We start from the raw sequence: 14,059 nt of genomic DNA, 5'->3' as shown, positions 1-14,059 counted from the left end.
GCCGCAGGTGGCTGCGGCGTTGCTGATTATCAGGAGCGATAATGACTTCACGTGCCAATCCGTTTTTTAACGTCAGCCCGTTGCCGTACCAGACACCGCCGTTTGATCTGATCGACGAAGCGCATTTCCTGCCGGCGCTGGAAGCCGGAATTGCCGAAAAGCGCCAGGAAGTGGCGGCCATTGCCAGCAACCCCGAGCCGGCAACCTTTGCCAATACCTATGAAGCGCTGGAGCGCAGCGGTAGCCTGCTAAACCGGGTGTACCCCGTTTTTGCCGCGATGACCTCAGCCAATACCAGCGAGCGGCTCCAGCAGGTTGATGAGCTGATCACGCCGCAGCTGACGGCGCTCAATGACGAAATCTACCTTAACCCGGCGCTGTTTGCGCGGCTCGACAGCGTGTATCGGCAGCGCGGCTCGCAGTGCCCGGATGCCGAAGCGATGCGGCTGGTGGAAGTCACCTGGCAGCGCTTTCAGCTGGCCGGCGCCAGCCTGAGTGAGAGCGATAAAGCGCAACTGCGCGCCTGTAACCAGGAGCTGGCCAGTCTGGGCACGCGTTTCGGTAACCGGCTGCTGGCGGCAACTAACGCCGCGGCTTATACCGTCAGCAGCGCGGCGGCGCTGGACGGCCTGTCGCCGGCGGCGCTGGCACAGGCGAAGGATGCCGCCGAGGCGCGCGGGCTGCACGACGCATGGCTAATCCCTCTGCAAAATACCACCCAGCAGCCGGTGCTGCAGTCGCTGACGGTGCGCGCCACGCGCGAAGCGCTGTTTCAGCAGGCGTTGACGCGCAGCGAGCAGGGTGACGACAACGACACGCGCGCCATCGTGTCGCGCATGGCGCAACTGCGTGCGCAGCAGGCCAGTCTGCTGGGCTTCGACAGCTTCGCAGCATGGAGCCTGCAGGATCAGATGGCGAAAACGCCGGAAGCCGCCCAGTCCTTTATGCGCAACATCGTGCCCGCCGCGACGGCGCGCGCCGGGCGTGAAGCGGCGGATATTCAGCAGCTGATCGCCGATCAAAACCACAGCTTCCCGCTGCGCGCCTGGGACTGGAATTACTATGCGGAACAGGTACGCACCGCGCAATACGCGCTGGACGAAGGGCAAATCCGCCCCTACTTTGAGCTCAACACTGTGCTGGAAAAGGGCGTGTTCTGGTGTGCCAGCCAGCTGTATGGCATTCGCTTTGAACAGCGCCACGATCTGCCGGTCTACCATCCCGACGTCAACGTTTATGAGATTTTCGATGCCGACGATGCACCGTTAGCGCTGTTCTACACCGACTTCTTCACACGGGATAACAAGAGCGGTGGCGCATGGATGGGCAATTTCGTCGACCAGTCGACGCTGCTGGAAAGCCGGCCGGTGATTTACAACGTCTGCAATTACAGCAAGCCGCAGCCCGGTCAGCCGGCACTGCTCAGCTGGGATGAGGTGATCACGCTTTTCCATGAGTTTGGCCACACGCTGCACGGCCTGTTCGCCACCCAGCGCTATGCCAGCCTGTCCGGCACCGCCACACCGCGTGATTTTGTCGAGTTTCCGTCGCAAATCAACGAACACTGGGCCAGTCAGGATCAGGTGTTTGCCCACTATGCACGTCATTATCAGACCGGTGAAGCGATGCCCGCTGCGCTGCGCGACAAAATGGTGCGCGCCGCGAAATTCAACAAAGGCTATGACATGACCGAACTGCTGGCGGCGGCACTGCTTGATTTGCAGTGGCACTCGCTGTCACCGCACGATAATCCGCAGGATGTCAGCCATTTTGAGCAGCAGGCGCTGGCGGCGGAGAATATTGCCCTGAGTGCCGTGCCGCCGCGCTATCGCTCCAGCTACTTCCGTCATATCTGGGGTGGCGGCTATGCGGCCGGGTATTACGCCTATATCTGGACGCAGATGCTGGCCGACGATGGCTATCAGGCGTTTGTCGAGCGGGGCGGTCTGACGCGCGAAAATGGTCAGCGCTTCCGTGAGCAGATTCTGTCGCGCGGTAACAGCAGCGATCTGCAGCATCTGTGGCTGGCCTGGCGCGGTAAAGCGCCGGACATCGGGCCGATGCTGAAACACCGCGGCCTCGACGAGGCGTAACGCGCCGTAACCGAAGGGCCAGCCAGCGGTGCAGCTGGCGGGCCTGCACGCTTATCCCAGCGGACCGCCTTCAATGGTGTCACACATGCCGGCCAGCACGCGCTCGCCGGTTTCCTCTTTCAGTCCGGCATACCATTCCGCGGTGACCGCCGCATCTTTGGCGTGGGTGACATCACAACGCTTGCGCGCTTTCAGCACCAAATCACGGGTGCGCGCCACGCGCCGCGCTTCATAGCGCAGCAGCCCGTCCTCAATGCCCAGCGAGTGGGCGGTCAGGGTTTGCGCCAGTACCACCGCATCTTCCATGGCCGCACAGCCGCCCTGACCGATATCCGGCGTGGTGCTGTGTGCCGCATCCCCCAGCAGCGCCACACGCCCTCTGACAAAGCGGCTGAAGGGTTCGATATCATGAATCTCCACGCGATTGGTGGTTTGTGCGTCAATGCTGGCGATCAGCCGCTGGACCGGTTCGGCCCAGCCGGCAAAATAGCCGCGCAGATCGTCTTTCACCGTTGCGCGATCCTGCGCCAGCCCTTTCGGCAGCGGGACATCAAAGAAAAAGTAGAAGCGGTTACCGCTCACCGGCATCAGCGAGACGCGCTTGCCCTCGCCGACAAACGTGGTCCACTGATCGGCGGGCGCGATGCTCTCATCGATGGTGACCAGGCCATTCCAGTTAACGTAGCCTGCGTAGCGGCGCTCGACGTGTTCGCCCAGCACGTGATGGCGAATCACCGAGTGGGTGCCGTCGGCGGCCACCATAAAATCCCCTTCAGCCTGGCTGCCGTCATCAAACCAGGCGGTCACGCCGCTGGCATGCTGCTCCACCCGCACAACGCGTTTGCCAAAGCGGATGCGTTCGCGGCCGTAGCTGTCGATCAGCAGCGCCTGTAACTCTGCGCGTGCGACCGGATAAGGATACTCGCCGACCTGCTGCACCAGCGGTGACAAACTGAAGCGGGTCAGGGTGCTGCCGCTGTGGCCATCGTTGTAAGCCATAAACGCCATATTGCCGCCGAGCGCGCGCAGCTGTGCCTTGAGACCCAGCGCATTGAGGCACTTCACGCCGTTAGGCCAGATAGAGATGGCCGCGCCGACCGGTTTCATCTCTTTCACCGCTTCATACACTGCGGTGCTGAAACCCGCTTTTTCCAGCGCCAGCGCCGCGCTCATGCCGCCGATGCCCGCTCCAATCACAATCGCTTTCATTACCGTCTCCTTTACTGTGCACCCTAAGCCCTGCAACTTTTGTACCATCTTGCAGGGCCAGGATGATGATGAGTTAAAGCATTGAAAATAATGATTTCTATTCTGGCTGGGTTAGACGCTGCTTCAGCAATGGGCGCAGATGCTGCACCTTAACAGGGCATCATCAGGCGGAAGGTGAACCAAAGGTTTCACGCTGGCAATCATCCGGCCAGCGTTCATACTCTCTACATCCATCCTGCGAGGACTGAATGATGAAGTGGATAATGATGTTATTGCTGCTGAGCAGCCTGAGCGCAGCGGCGCAAACACTGTGGCAGCCGGAGAGAAAAGGGGATGTGCCGCAGCTCACGCCGGTAGCAGCGAAGTGTGATGTCTCTTCCTGTCAGCAGAACTGTTACGTGCAGCAATCGCAGTGCAAGAATGACAACGGCGGCGGCTGTGGCTCGCTGGCGCAGATTTGCGTACAAAACTGTGCCAGCCAGTGCCGCTAGACCGTTTACGGATCGTCTTTGATACGGCGATCGATGGCGAAGGGAGCGGAGGTCGCTGTGGCAATCAGCGCGGCCGCGGCCGGGTGATCGGGGTTAAACAGCGCATTATCTTCGCCGGTGAGGATGCTGGGTACCGTCATCAGCAGGGGAAAGCCGTTGTGCGGATCGAGAAACGCCGCGCCGATGGCCTGCGTCTCCTCCTGCTGCTGATATTTTTCCCAGCCGGCTGGCAGCTTACTGCTGTCGAGGGCGATGATGTCGGACTCCGGTACCGCCACGGTAAACACCACAAAGCGGCTTTGCTCCAGCAGCGTTTTTCCGGCGTGCACCACCAGTTCCAGCGTCGCCAGCGCTTTTGAGCTGCTGAGGTAAACCGCTTTCATCCCGGGCGGATTCCAGCGGCCACCCCATTTTTCTGCGCCAGCACCGTTAAACGCCTGGCTGGCGTACTCCGCTTTGACAATTCGATAGAACACCCTGACGGGTGCGGCCGGATCCTTCCGTCGTGTCATCAGACAATCACTCCGTGCTCCAGGCGGCCAATCAGCGTCAGCACCGCATCGCAGCCGGCGGGCGTACTGAGCATGTTAATCGGCTGCGCGTTGTCGAGCGCCAGTGCAGGCTGATACATCCAGTGCATCGCCACTTCCGGATCGCCAGCGAACAGCTGGATCACCGCATCCAGCACTTCAAACACCTGATAGATGCGCGCACCCTGTTCGACCGAGAGCTGCGATCCGGACTTCTCGCGGCGCCGGTAGGTGTTGCGGTCAATCGAGACCATTTGCGCGATGTCGATCGGCGTCGCTTTCAGAATCGTGGCGGCGCGTTCGACAATGCCGACATCCATGCCGTCGGTGATCAACTTATGCGCCTTAAGCCGGTTACGCGGCAGCCCCATCTGATCCATAAAAGAGGGGCGGGCGTGCTGAATCAGCGACGGATCAAAGATGCGCGATCCGCTGGTGGGATTAAAAGTCGATGCGGTGGACATCACAACCTCCTGATAATGTTCATGTGAACATTTTTATGCATCAAGTGTACAGCATTTGCCCGCCGGTGTCATGGTTTGTTCACGCCGCACCGCCATTAACTGGCGGTGCGCCAGATGTCGCTCATCGCCAGCTCAAGTTTTTTAAACAGCCGGTAGCGTGTGTCATGGAACGCGAAGCGCGCCGCGCGGGGCTGCAGCGCCTCCGGCGCAAGGGTGACCGCCTGCTGCACGGCGGCAGCCAGATTCGGCCACTGACCCACGCCCACGCCCGCACACAGGGCCGCGCCCAGCGCCCCGGTTTCGTGGCAGGTTGCGACGCGAATCGGCATCCCCAGCACATCGGCAAACATTTGCGGCCAGACACTGCTGCGCGTCGCGCCGCCGGAGAGCGTGGCCTGGTTGACCGTAATGCCGGCCGCGCGCAGCCGGTCAATGTGCGCCCGGTGGGCAAAGGTCACGCCTTCAAACAGGGCAAACAGCATGTCAGCGCGCGTATGCCAGCCGCCGAGGCCGTAAAAGCCGGCTTTGGCGGGTTCGGCTTTCCGCCCTGAATAGAGGTAAGGGTGATACAGCGGCAGCTGCGCGTCAGGCCTGACCTGTGCCACGCTGTCGCTGCTGCGCGCCGCGCCCTGGCCGGCGCGGCCATCATCAAATTCACGCAGGAACCAGTCAAGATTGGCGGCAGAAGTGGCGCTGGCCTCGATCGCCATGTAGCGATCGCGTTCGATGATCGAATTCATAAACACCGGGCGCAGATAATCAGGTTTGTCGACCACCACCTGATTGATGCTCCAGGTACCGGCGACAATGGAGGCCTCACCGCAGTTCACTACGCCCGAGCCGACCGCGCTGGCAACCACGTCAAACATGCCGGCCACCACCGGGATGCCAGCGGGTAAACCGGTGAGCTGCGCTGCGCGGGCCGAGACCACGCCGGTAACCTCGCAGGATTCACGCAGCGGTGGTAGCAGGGCGAGCGCCTCTTCAATGCCATATAACGCCAGCAATTCACCACTGTAGCTGCGCTGGCGATAATCAATCAGCCCGGCACCGGCGGCATCCGAATAGTCCGCGCTGACGTTGCCGCACAGAAAATGGGCGATGACATCTTTGGCACACAGCAGATGGCCGATCTGCGCCCAGCGTTCCGGCTGATGCTGACGTATCCAGCTGATCAGCACCGGCGTGGCGGCGGGCCACGGTTTTTGCAACGACAGCGCGTAAATCTGCTGCGCCGCACCGTTGGATTCCAGCGCCTGTACCGTGGCGCTGGCGCGATGATCAATCGACTGGATGCCAAACAGCGGGCGCTGCTGACGATCCAGCGCATACAACCCGTTGCCGTGTCCGGCGGCTCCGACGGCAATCACTTCGCTGCCGCGCGTGCCGGCTTGCTGCAGGCAGCGACTTACCGCGTTGCTGACGCCGCGCCAGATATCTTCAACTGGCCGTTCAGCATAGCCTTCCTGCGGCTGATGCGTTTCGCCGGCGCACTCCGCTACCGACAGCACGCGGCCGCTCAGGTCAAACAGTACCGCTTTGATCATGGTATTTCCGGCATCGATGCCGAGAATCTGGCTCATATCCGACTCCGTTTCAGGCGAAGACGGCGCACCGCTTAAGCGCCGGTGCAGGTCACGCTTAACCCTGCTGGTAGATGTCCAGCGCATCCGCGCCGCTGACACCCTGATGAATAATCGCCATCAGCGCGCTGACCACGCGTGACGGATTATCATGTTGATAAACGTTGCGGCCATACACCATGCCGCTGGCACCCTGCGCCATCAGCGCGGCGCTTTTCGCCAGCACCGCGCCCAGTTCCCCTTTGCCGCCGCCGCGCACCAGCGTCGGACAGCGCGCCGCCTCCACCACACGATGGAAATCCTCTACGTTATCCGTGGGGTCGGCTTTAATGATGTCGGCGCCCAGCTCCCGCGCCAGCCGCACCAGCGGCACGATTTGTCTGACGTCACCGAGCGAGCCGTACGCCGCGCCCTGGCCGGCGGGGGCCATCACCAGCGGCTCCACCATCAGCGGCATGGCATAGCGATCGCAGGCCTGGCGCAGGCGGCCAATGTTCTCCACGCACATGCGAAAAATGCCCGGTTCATCCGGGATCTGGTAGAGATTGACCACCACCGCGGCGGCATCCATCTGCAGCGCGGCAAGAATCGGTGCCTCCGGATTATGCAGCACCGCCCACATCTCGCGGTGGCGCGCCGCGTTATAGGCATTTCCGACGTCGGTGCGCATCACCAGCGCCGGTTTGCGTCCGGCAACGCGCTGCAGCAGATCGGCCTGACCATAATTGACCTGGATCGCATCCGGCTGTGCGGCAATCAGGTTACGCATCACGCTTTCAATATCTTCCAGCCCCAGCAGAAAATCGGGCTCGTTGGCGATGCCGTGATCGATCGCCACATCCAGGCACTTGCCGTGGTGAAATAACCGGTTGAGGCGAACTTTAGGGGTGAGTGACATCCTGAACTTCCTCCTGTGAAAACGCGGATGCGAGCGCGTGCAGCCCATGGCGCTGCGCCAGGCTGATTGCGGTGTGCTGCAGATGTTCAGCGCGCTGGCTGTCCTGCCAGCCGAGCGAGTCGGCCAGCAGCTGCGAAATTTCCTGCATGAGCGGCGGCGTTAATTCACCGCAGATAGCCAGCGACGTGCGGCGCACCAGCACATCTTCCAGCTGGCACACCTGTTCATGCTCAATCAGATAGCGCAGTTCGGTGGCGCTGTAACCGGCATGATGCTGCAGCGGCTGTTCGCCGTGCTGCTGAATCTGCTGCAGCAGCGGCAGGGCCCGGCTGCCGTAGCGTTTCGCCAGTTGCGTCACGCGCGCCAGCGGAAGGTCATATTGCTGCGCCAGCGCACTGAGCCAGGCGGGCTGGGCGGACGGCGCCGGAAAATCCCGGCCGCCGCCAATCGGCAGGTCGCTGCTGGAGACGCGACGCTTTTCTCCCAGCAGGCGCAACACGCGGTCGGCGGCCTCTTCCCCGAAGCGGCGGAAGGTAGTCCATTTACCGCCGACCAGACATAGCGTGCTCCAGGCGCGCGCGTGGTCTGGCGGCAGCAGCACCAGCGAATGGTTACGCGAAATCTGACCATTCACTTTGGCCTCGCTGGCCGGCAGCGGGCGCACGCCGCAGAAGGTATAAACCACCGCGGATGCTGGCACCACGATGTCAGGAAACACAAAGCGCAGCGACTCAAGAATGTAAGCCTGCTCTTCGGCTTCGCACACCACGCTATCGGGGTCATCAACGCGGATATCGGTGGAGCCCACCAGCACTTTGCCGAACCAGGGAAACATGATGCACACCCGGCCTTCCTGATTTTCGAAATAGACCATTTCACCGTCCAGCATCTGTAACAGCTGAGGGTGATCGAGGATCAGATGCGATCCTTTGGTGCCGCCTATCAGTCTGGTCGGTGGTGAATGCACGGCCAGCTGCTGATTCAGCTGGTCGATCCACGCGCCGCCGGCATTGACCAGCACGTGCGGCTGCAGGCTAAAGCGCTCACCGCTCAGCGTATCTTCCAGCAGCACCGTCTCGTCGCTGGCGCTGACCACCCGCAGATAATTGAGCGCCAGCGCCTCCGGGCAGGCGCGTTCCGCATCTTCAATCAGCTCAAACCCGAGTCGCTCCGGCGCGCTGATCCACGCATCGTAATAGCTGGCGCTGTATTTCACCCAGGGCGCGAAGCCAGGCCAGCGATCGCGCGTGGCGGCTTCGTTACGCAGCTGGTGGCGCGGCATAGCGCCATACTGTCGCGTGTAGAGGTCGTACAGGCTCAGACCGGTTTTGATCAGCAGCGCGCCGCGCCGGGTGGGCTTATCGCTCAGGCGCAGGAAACGTCGCGTGGCGTTAACCAGTCCACCGCCGAGATTATCGATCGGTACGGTGGTACGCAGCGGAAACACATAGTGCGCGGCGTTTTTCAGCAGGCGATCGCGCTCCATCACCGACTCCTTCACCAGGCCAAACTCGCCGGTCTCCAGATAGCGCAGGCCGCCGTGAATCATGCGCGACAGCGCGCCGCTGGCCGCCTGGCACCAGTCACCTTTCTCCACCAGCACCGCAGGAATGCCCTGTAATGCCAGCTCACGAAAAGTACTGATGCCGTTGATGCCGCCGCCGACGATCAGCACCGGCAGCGAACTGCGCGCGCGCAGGCGGCTAAGCCGTTGTTCGCGGGTCAAAACCTGTTCCATTGTCAGCTCCTTGCGATGAACGCTTACTTGTCAAAGGTATAGGAGCGGGCGCAGCAAACGGCAAATCAGGTCATAAAGGATGTGATTTTGTTCACTACCAATGAGAATTGTCGGGAAGCCTGGCAGGGGTAACGATATACTGCCGGTCAGACATCATGGTTAACCTGCAGGAAAAGGAATTTTCATGTTTTCATGGGCCCGATTAAGCGCACTCGCGCTGCTGGTCAGCGGCAGTGCGCTGGCAACGACATCACCAGACAGCATCATCAAACCGCTGATGCAGCAGTATCAGATCCCCGGTATGGCGGTGGCGATTCTGCACGACGGCAAAACCGAATTTTATAACTACGGCGTGGCATCGAAAGAGAGCGGACAGCCGATCAACGAGCAGACGCTGTTTGAAATCGGTTCGCTGAGTAAAACGTTCACCGCCACCTTAGCCAGCTATGCGGCGCAGCAGAACAAACTGAAATTCAGCGACAGCGCCAGCCAGTGGCTGCCGGAGCTGAAAGGCAGCGCTTTTGATCGCGTCTCGCTGCTCAATCTGGCGACGCACACCAGCGGCACGCCGCTGTTCGTACCGGATGAGGTGACCAATACCCGCGAGCTGATGCGCTGGTACAAACAGTGGCAGCCAGCGGCACAGCCGGGCACGGTGCGGGTTTATTCCAACCTCGGTATCGGTATGCTCGGCATGATTGCGGCCAAAAGTCTGCAGCAGCCGTTCATCAGCGCGATGGAAAAGCAGCTGCTGCCGGCGATGGGCATGACGCACAGCTATGTGCAGGTGCCTGCATCGCAGATGGGGCGTTACGCGCAGGGCTATAACAAGCAGGATCGTCCGGTGCGGGTGACGCCAGGCCCGCTGGATGCGGAATCCTATGGCCTGAAATCCACCTCTGCCGATCTGATTCGCTGGCTGGCGATCCAGCTGCAGCAGCAGCCGGTTGCGCCCGCGTGGCAGCAGGCGGTAGCCGCCACGCATCAGGGCTATTACCACACCGAGGCGGCGTTCACTCAGGCGATGATGTGGGAGTATTACCCACTGCCGGTCACCACGCAGCAGCTGGTGGACGGCAACAGCGGCGCGCGCATCATGAAGGGCATGAAAGCCACGCTGATTACGCCGCCCCAGACTGCGCCGCAGCAGGCGTGGTACAACAAAACCGGCTCCACCAACGGATTCGCCACCTATGCGGTCTTTATTCCGTCGCAGCGGGTTGCGCTGATTATGCTGGCAAATAAGTGGTTCCCGAATGACGATCGGGTGGTGGCTGCGGAAAAAATCATCAGCAACATCGGGACGGGCGAATGATCACCATCAGAGCGCTGCGCGCCGAAGATTTCATGCCGTGGCTGGCGCTGTGGCAGGGCTATCAGCGCTTTTATCAGACCACCATTGACGATAACACCACCGGCGAGAGCTTCCGCCGCTTGCTGTCCCGCGCGGAACCCATGCACTGTCTGGTGGCCGAGCAGGACGGCGCGATGGTCGGGCTGGTGCATTTCCTTACCCATCGCTCAACCTGGACTCAGGGCGACTACTGCTATTTGCAGGACCTCTACGTCAGCGAAGCCGCGCGCGGTCTGGGCGCCGGCAAGGCGCTGATTCTGGCAGTCTATGAACAGGCAGAGAAGCTCGGCTGTTCGCGCGTTTACTGGCTGACGCAGGCGTCTAATAGCCACGCGCGGGCGCTGTACGATCGGCTGGCGCAACAAACCGACTTTGTGCAGTACCGTCATTTATTCGATCAGCCATAATTTTCCCGGGCTGCCATGGAGGGCGGCCCCCGCGTGCCTGATCAAGGCGCGCTTGCGTTATTCATCCCACCGTTTCGCTCCCTGAACCCTTTCAAACGAAAACCCCTCAGATTAATAACTGTGACCATGCTCGCTATTTTCAGCCTGCATGCTGTCTTTTTGTTCGCTTGATGTTATGAATGAATGTGTAATGTGTTTCGAATGAAACTAAAGCGTAAACAGACGGAGTGCGAGATGAACACCACTTTTACCTCAGAACAACAACCCGACGATTTTAAACAGCATGTGCGCCTGATGAAGCAGGCGCTCAGAGCACAGATTGGCGATGTCGAAGGCCTGTTTGAGCAGGTCAGAAGTAAGATTGTCAGTGAAATCGCGGCCGCGCGCGCCGAAGAGAAGCAGTACGGAACGGCGTGGCCGCAGGTCAGCTTCGTGGATCTGGCCGCCGGCCGCATCAGCGAACAGACCAAAAATCACATCCGCCGCCGCGGCTGCGTGGTGGTGAAGCAAACCTTCAGCCGCGAGCAGGCGCTGGCGTGGGATGCTGACATGCTTAACTACCTCGACGACAATGATTTCGACCGCGTCTATCAGGGGCCGGGTGACAACTTCTTTGGCAACCTCGACGCCTCGCGGCCAGAGATCTACCCCATTTACTGGAGCGATGCGCAGATGTCGGCACGCCAGAGCGAGGCCATGGCGCAAACCCAGGCGTTCCTCAATCGCCTGTGGAAATTCGAATCCGCCGGTACGCGCTGGTTTGATCCAGACGTGAGCATCATCTATCCGGATCGCATCCGGCGCCGGCTGCCGGGCACCACCTCCAGAGGGCTGGGCGCGCACACCGACTCCGGCGCGCTGGAGCGCTGGCTGTTGCCGGCCTATCAGCAGGTGTTCAGCAAGATCTTTTCTAACCAGTTCGATCAGTACGATCCGTGGGACGCGGCGCACCGCACGGCCGTGCAGGAGTACCAGTCTGGCACCACCACCAAATGTTCGGTGTTCCGCACCTTCCAGGGCTGGACCGCGCTCTCCGACATGCAGCCTGGTCAGGGACTGCTGCACGTGGTGCCGGTGCCGGAAGCCATGGCTTATCTGCTGCTGCGTCCGTTACTGAAGGATGTGCCGGAAGAGGAACTGTGCGGCGTGGCGCCGGGCAAAGTGCTGCCGGTATCGGAGCGCTGGCATCCGGAATTAATTGCCGGTCTGTGTTCGATCCCGGCGCTGCAGGCGGGCGATTCGGTGTGGTGGCACTGCGACGTGATTCATGCGGTGGCGCCGGTAGAAAATCAGCAGGGCTGGGGCAACGTGATGTACATTCCCGCCGCGCCGATGTGCGATAAAAACGCCGACTATGCGCAGCAGGTGGCGCAGGCGCTGGCGACCGGTGTCTCGCCGGGCGATTTCCCCAAAGAGGATTACGAAGCCAGCTGGCGCGGCCGTTTTACGCCGCAGGATCTGAATGAAAACGGCCGGCGCAGTCTGGGATTAGCGTGATTTCTGCTAAGCTGGGCAAAAACTTTTTTACAGCAGGCTCTATGAACGCACGTCATCAGCACATTATTCAACTGGTCAGCGAGCGCGGCAGCGTCAGCGTCAATGAACTGGCGCAAACCACCGGCGTTTCGGAGGTGACGGTGCGTCAGGATCTGAACCTGCTGGAGAAGGGTGGCTTTCTGCGCCGCGTGCACGGTTCCGCCGTGGCACCGGAAAGTGATGACGTAGGCGCGCGCATGCAAACCCGTTTTGCGGTGAAAAAACGCCTGGCGGAGTACGCCGCCGGGCTGGTTAACCCCGGTGAAACGGTGTTTATTGAAGGCGGCAGCACCAATGCGCTGCTGGCGCGAGAGCTCAGCCATCGGCAGGACATCACCATCATCACCGTCAGCCATTACATCGCCGGACTGCTGCGTGAGCAGGGCGGCGATGTGATTATTCTCGGCGGGCTGTTTCAGAAAAGCAGTGAGTCAGTGGTCGGGCCGTTAACGCGGCTGTGCATTCAGCACCTCAACTTCCATAAGGCGTTTATTGGCATTGACGGCTGGGATGAGGCGACCGGTTTCACCAGCCGCGACATGCTGCGCTGCGATGTGGTGAACGCCATCATGGAAAAGCCTACCCACACCGTCGCGCTGACTGACTCCTCCAAATTTGGTCAGATTCATCCCTATGCGCTGGCGCCGCTACAGCCGTTTAAGCAGGTGATCACCGACGCGGAACTCGCCGCAGGCTGGCAGCAGCAGCTGCGTGCGCAGTCGCTGCAGCTCAGTCTGGTTTAACCTGATTCATGCGCTGAGTAGCGCCTGCGCGGTCAGCTCGTCGGTGATCAAACCGGTGACGAGTCCGCTGGCCAGCACCGCGCGGATCGCCGCCACTTTGCTCGGTCCGCCGGTCAGCGCCACGATCTCTGCGCGCTGCGCCAGATCCAGCGGCACCGACAGCGTGCGTGCCGTCAGCGAGTTGTGAATCATCTGCCCGTCGGCAGCGAAAAAGTGCCCCAGCAGTTCGCCCACCGCACCGGCTTCCGACAGGGCGCGGATCTCGGCTGCATCGATCATCCCGGCTTCCACCAGCTGGGCGGCTGGTTCCACGGTGCCAATGCCCACCAGCTTCACTTCACTGTGCGCGGCCATGCTAAATACTTCGCTGACACCACGCTGCGCCAGCAGCACATCGCGATCCTCTTCGGTGTTGGCAAAAAACGGTACCGGCATCATGTAGGCCTGCGCACCGGTTTTTTCGGCGATGCGATGCATCACGTCATGCGGATTGAGCGCGTAGTTGCGCGTCAGACAGCCGAGCAGGGAGACAAAGCGCAGGTGCGGCGCGTCGATACGTGCCAGCTGGTGAATCGCTGCCGACAGCGTCCGGCCATGGCCGAGACCCAGCGTGATTGCCGGCGTGGAGGCCAGCAGATTACGCAAATAGTCGGCACCGGCCATGCCCAGCGCGCGCACCGGCAGGCCTTCTTCACCGAGATCGGGTGCCACCTGACAAAAGTTCAGGCCGTAGCGGCTGCGCAACTGCTCTTCCAGCGTCACGCAGGCGACAATCGCGCCGTCGATGGTGACTTTCACCGCGCCTTCGGCCACCATGCGCGCAATCAGCCGATGGGTTTTCACCGACGGCAGGCCGAGCCGTTTGGCTACTTCAGCCTGCGTCAGGCCGCCAACATAGTGCAGCCAGGCCGCCCGCAGGGCCAGAGAGTCATCGCGTTCAGCGGAAGTCGGTGCGGATTTCATCGGGTTGTCCCTGTCTGGTTGAGGGGTGCTGCGGGCTGACGAAAGCCCTC

At 61.2% G+C, this 14,059-nt stretch carries 13 protein-coding genes; 6 read left to right on the top strand and 7 right to left on the bottom strand.

The window, feature by feature from the left end; all coding sequences use genetic code 11:
• Nucleotides 1–41: 41 nt before the first annotated feature.
• Nucleotides 42–2,093: a peptidyl-dipeptidase Dcp gene (dcp, locus tag C1N84_RS09535; protein ID WP_264441267.1), complete on the top strand. Its 2,052-nt coding sequence runs from the start codon at nt 42–44 to the stop codon at nt 2,091–2,093.
• A 51-nt stretch (nt 2,094–2,144) separates the two neighbouring features.
• Here the strand turns inward: dcp and hpxO are convergent, their stop codons facing one another.
• Nucleotides 2,145–3,302: an FAD-dependent urate hydroxylase HpxO gene (gene hpxO / locus C1N84_RS09530; RefSeq protein WP_058774691.1), complete on the bottom strand. Its 1,158-nt coding sequence runs from the start codon at nt 3,300–3,302 to the stop codon at nt 2,145–2,147.
• A gap of 248 nt (nt 3,303–3,550) precedes the next feature.
• Here hpxO and C1N84_RS09525 point away from each other — a divergent pair, with 248 nt between their 5' ends.
• Complete coding sequence (locus C1N84_RS09525) at nt 3,551–3,793, top strand: hypothetical protein (RefSeq protein ID WP_233210683.1); 243 nt, start codon at nt 3,551–3,553, stop codon at nt 3,791–3,793.
• Between the two features lie 5 nt (nt 3,794–3,798).
• On the opposite strand, the gene C1N84_RS09520 is transcribed toward C1N84_RS09525, so the two are convergent.
• The 5 genes from C1N84_RS09520 to C1N84_RS09500 all read right to left on the bottom strand — a co-directional run bounded on the left by C1N84_RS09520 (nt 3,799) and on the right by C1N84_RS09500 (nt 9,006).
• On the bottom strand, nt 3,799–4,305 hold the full coding sequence (locus C1N84_RS09520; RefSeq protein WP_058769787.1) for an RES family NAD+ phosphorylase: 507 nt from the start codon (nt 4,303–4,305) through the stop codon (nt 3,799–3,801).
• The gene (locus C1N84_RS09515; protein ID WP_264441266.1) at nt 4,305–4,787 is read right to left on the bottom strand and encodes a type II RES/Xre toxin-antitoxin system antitoxin; all 483 of its coding nucleotides are present in this window, start codon (nt 4,785–4,787) and stop codon (nt 4,305–4,307) included. The genes C1N84_RS09520 and C1N84_RS09515 overlap by 1 nt, the downstream gene beginning before the upstream one ends.
• 95 nt (nt 4,788–4,882) lie before the next feature.
• A complete protein-coding gene (locus C1N84_RS09510) occupies nt 4,883–6,370 on the bottom strand; it encodes an FGGY-family carbohydrate kinase (protein ID WP_058769788.1) in 1,488 nt (495 codons plus the stop codon).
• 58 nt (nt 6,371–6,428) lie between these two features.
• Nucleotides 6,429–7,268 carry a class I fructose-bisphosphate aldolase gene (locus C1N84_RS09505; protein ID WP_058769789.1) on the bottom strand — a complete coding sequence of 280 codons (840 nt, stop codon included), beginning with the start codon at nt 7,266–7,268 and terminating at the stop codon, nt 6,429–6,431.
• Nucleotides 7,252–9,006, bottom strand: a complete 1,755-nt coding sequence (locus C1N84_RS09500; protein ID WP_058769790.1) for a glycerol-3-phosphate dehydrogenase/oxidase — start codon at nt 9,004–9,006, stop codon at nt 7,252–7,254. The genes C1N84_RS09505 and C1N84_RS09500 overlap by 17 nt, the downstream gene beginning before the upstream one ends.
• 184 nt (nt 9,007–9,190) lie before the next feature.
• Between C1N84_RS09500 and ampC the strand changes: the two genes are divergently transcribed.
• From ampC to C1N84_RS09480, 4 genes are all read left to right on the top strand, one after another.
• Nucleotides 9,191–10,321, top strand: a complete 1,131-nt coding sequence (ampC, locus tag C1N84_RS09495; RefSeq protein ID WP_264441265.1) for a class C beta-lactamase — start codon at nt 9,191–9,193, stop codon at nt 10,319–10,321.
• Nucleotides 10,318–10,767 carry a GNAT family N-acetyltransferase gene (locus C1N84_RS09490; protein WP_021506057.1) on the top strand — a complete coding sequence of 150 codons (450 nt, stop codon included), beginning with the start codon at nt 10,318–10,320 and terminating at the stop codon, nt 10,765–10,767. Before ampC ends, C1N84_RS09490 begins: the two co-directional genes overlap by 4 nt.
• Nucleotides 10,768–11,001: 234 nt before the next feature.
• On the top strand, nt 11,002–12,264 hold the full coding sequence (locus tag C1N84_RS09485) for a DUF1479 domain-containing protein (RefSeq protein ID WP_264441264.1): 1,263 nt from the start codon (nt 11,002–11,004) through the stop codon (nt 12,262–12,264).
• Nucleotides 12,265–12,305: 41 nt separating this feature from the next.
• Complete coding sequence (locus tag C1N84_RS09480) at nt 12,306–13,046, top strand: DeoR/GlpR family DNA-binding transcription regulator (RefSeq protein WP_058769793.1); 741 nt, start codon at nt 12,306–12,308, stop codon at nt 13,044–13,046.
• Between the two features lie 6 nt (nt 13,047–13,052).
• On the opposite strand, the gene C1N84_RS09475 is transcribed toward C1N84_RS09480, so the two are convergent.
• The gene (locus C1N84_RS09475) at nt 13,053–14,009 is read right to left on the bottom strand and encodes a sugar-binding transcriptional regulator (protein WP_059008814.1); all 957 of its coding nucleotides are present in this window, start codon (nt 14,007–14,009) and stop codon (nt 13,053–13,055) included.
• Nucleotides 14,010–14,059 lie beyond the last annotated feature (50 nt).

The sequence above is a fragment of the Pantoea sp. SGAir0418 genome (assembly GCF_043529865.1).
This window is presented reverse-complemented; position numbering and strand designations above follow the sequence as displayed.

Coding starts and splice junctions, on each gene's coding strand:
- dcp (WP_264441267.1), top strand. CDS start 42: ATGACTTCACGTGCCAATCCGTTTTTTAACGTCAGCCCGTTGCCGTAC.
- hpxO (WP_058774691.1), bottom strand. CDS start 3,302: ATGAAAGCGATTGTGATTGGAGCGGGCATCGGCGGCATGAGCGCGGCG.
- C1N84_RS09525 (WP_233210683.1), top strand. CDS start 3,551: ATGATGAAGTGGATAATGATGTTATTGCTGCTGAGCAGCCTGAGCGCA.
- C1N84_RS09520 (WP_058769787.1), bottom strand. CDS start 4,305: ATGACACGACGGAAGGATCCGGCCGCACCCGTCAGGGTGTTCTATCGA.
- C1N84_RS09515 (WP_264441266.1), bottom strand. CDS start 4,787: ATGTCCACCGCATCGACTTTTAATCCCACCAGCGGATCGCGCATCTTT.
- C1N84_RS09510 (WP_058769788.1), bottom strand. CDS start 6,370: ATGAGCCAGATTCTCGGCATCGATGCCGGAAATACCATGATCAAAGCG.
- C1N84_RS09505 (WP_058769789.1), bottom strand. CDS start 7,268: ATGTCACTCACCCCTAAAGTTCGCCTCAACCGGTTATTTCACCACGGC.
- C1N84_RS09500 (WP_058769790.1), bottom strand. CDS start 9,006: ATGGAACAGGTTTTGACCCGCGAACAACGGCTTAGCCGCCTGCGCGCG.
- ampC (WP_264441265.1), top strand. CDS start 9,191: ATGTTTTCATGGGCCCGATTAAGCGCACTCGCGCTGCTGGTCAGCGGC.
- C1N84_RS09490 (WP_021506057.1), top strand. CDS start 10,318: ATGATCACCATCAGAGCGCTGCGCGCCGAAGATTTCATGCCGTGGCTG.
- C1N84_RS09485 (WP_264441264.1), top strand. CDS start 11,002: ATGAACACCACTTTTACCTCAGAACAACAACCCGACGATTTTAAACAG.
- C1N84_RS09480 (WP_058769793.1), top strand. CDS start 12,306: ATGAACGCACGTCATCAGCACATTATTCAACTGGTCAGCGAGCGCGGC.
- C1N84_RS09475 (WP_059008814.1), bottom strand. CDS start 14,009: ATGAAATCCGCACCGACTTCCGCTGAACGCGATGACTCTCTGGCCCTG.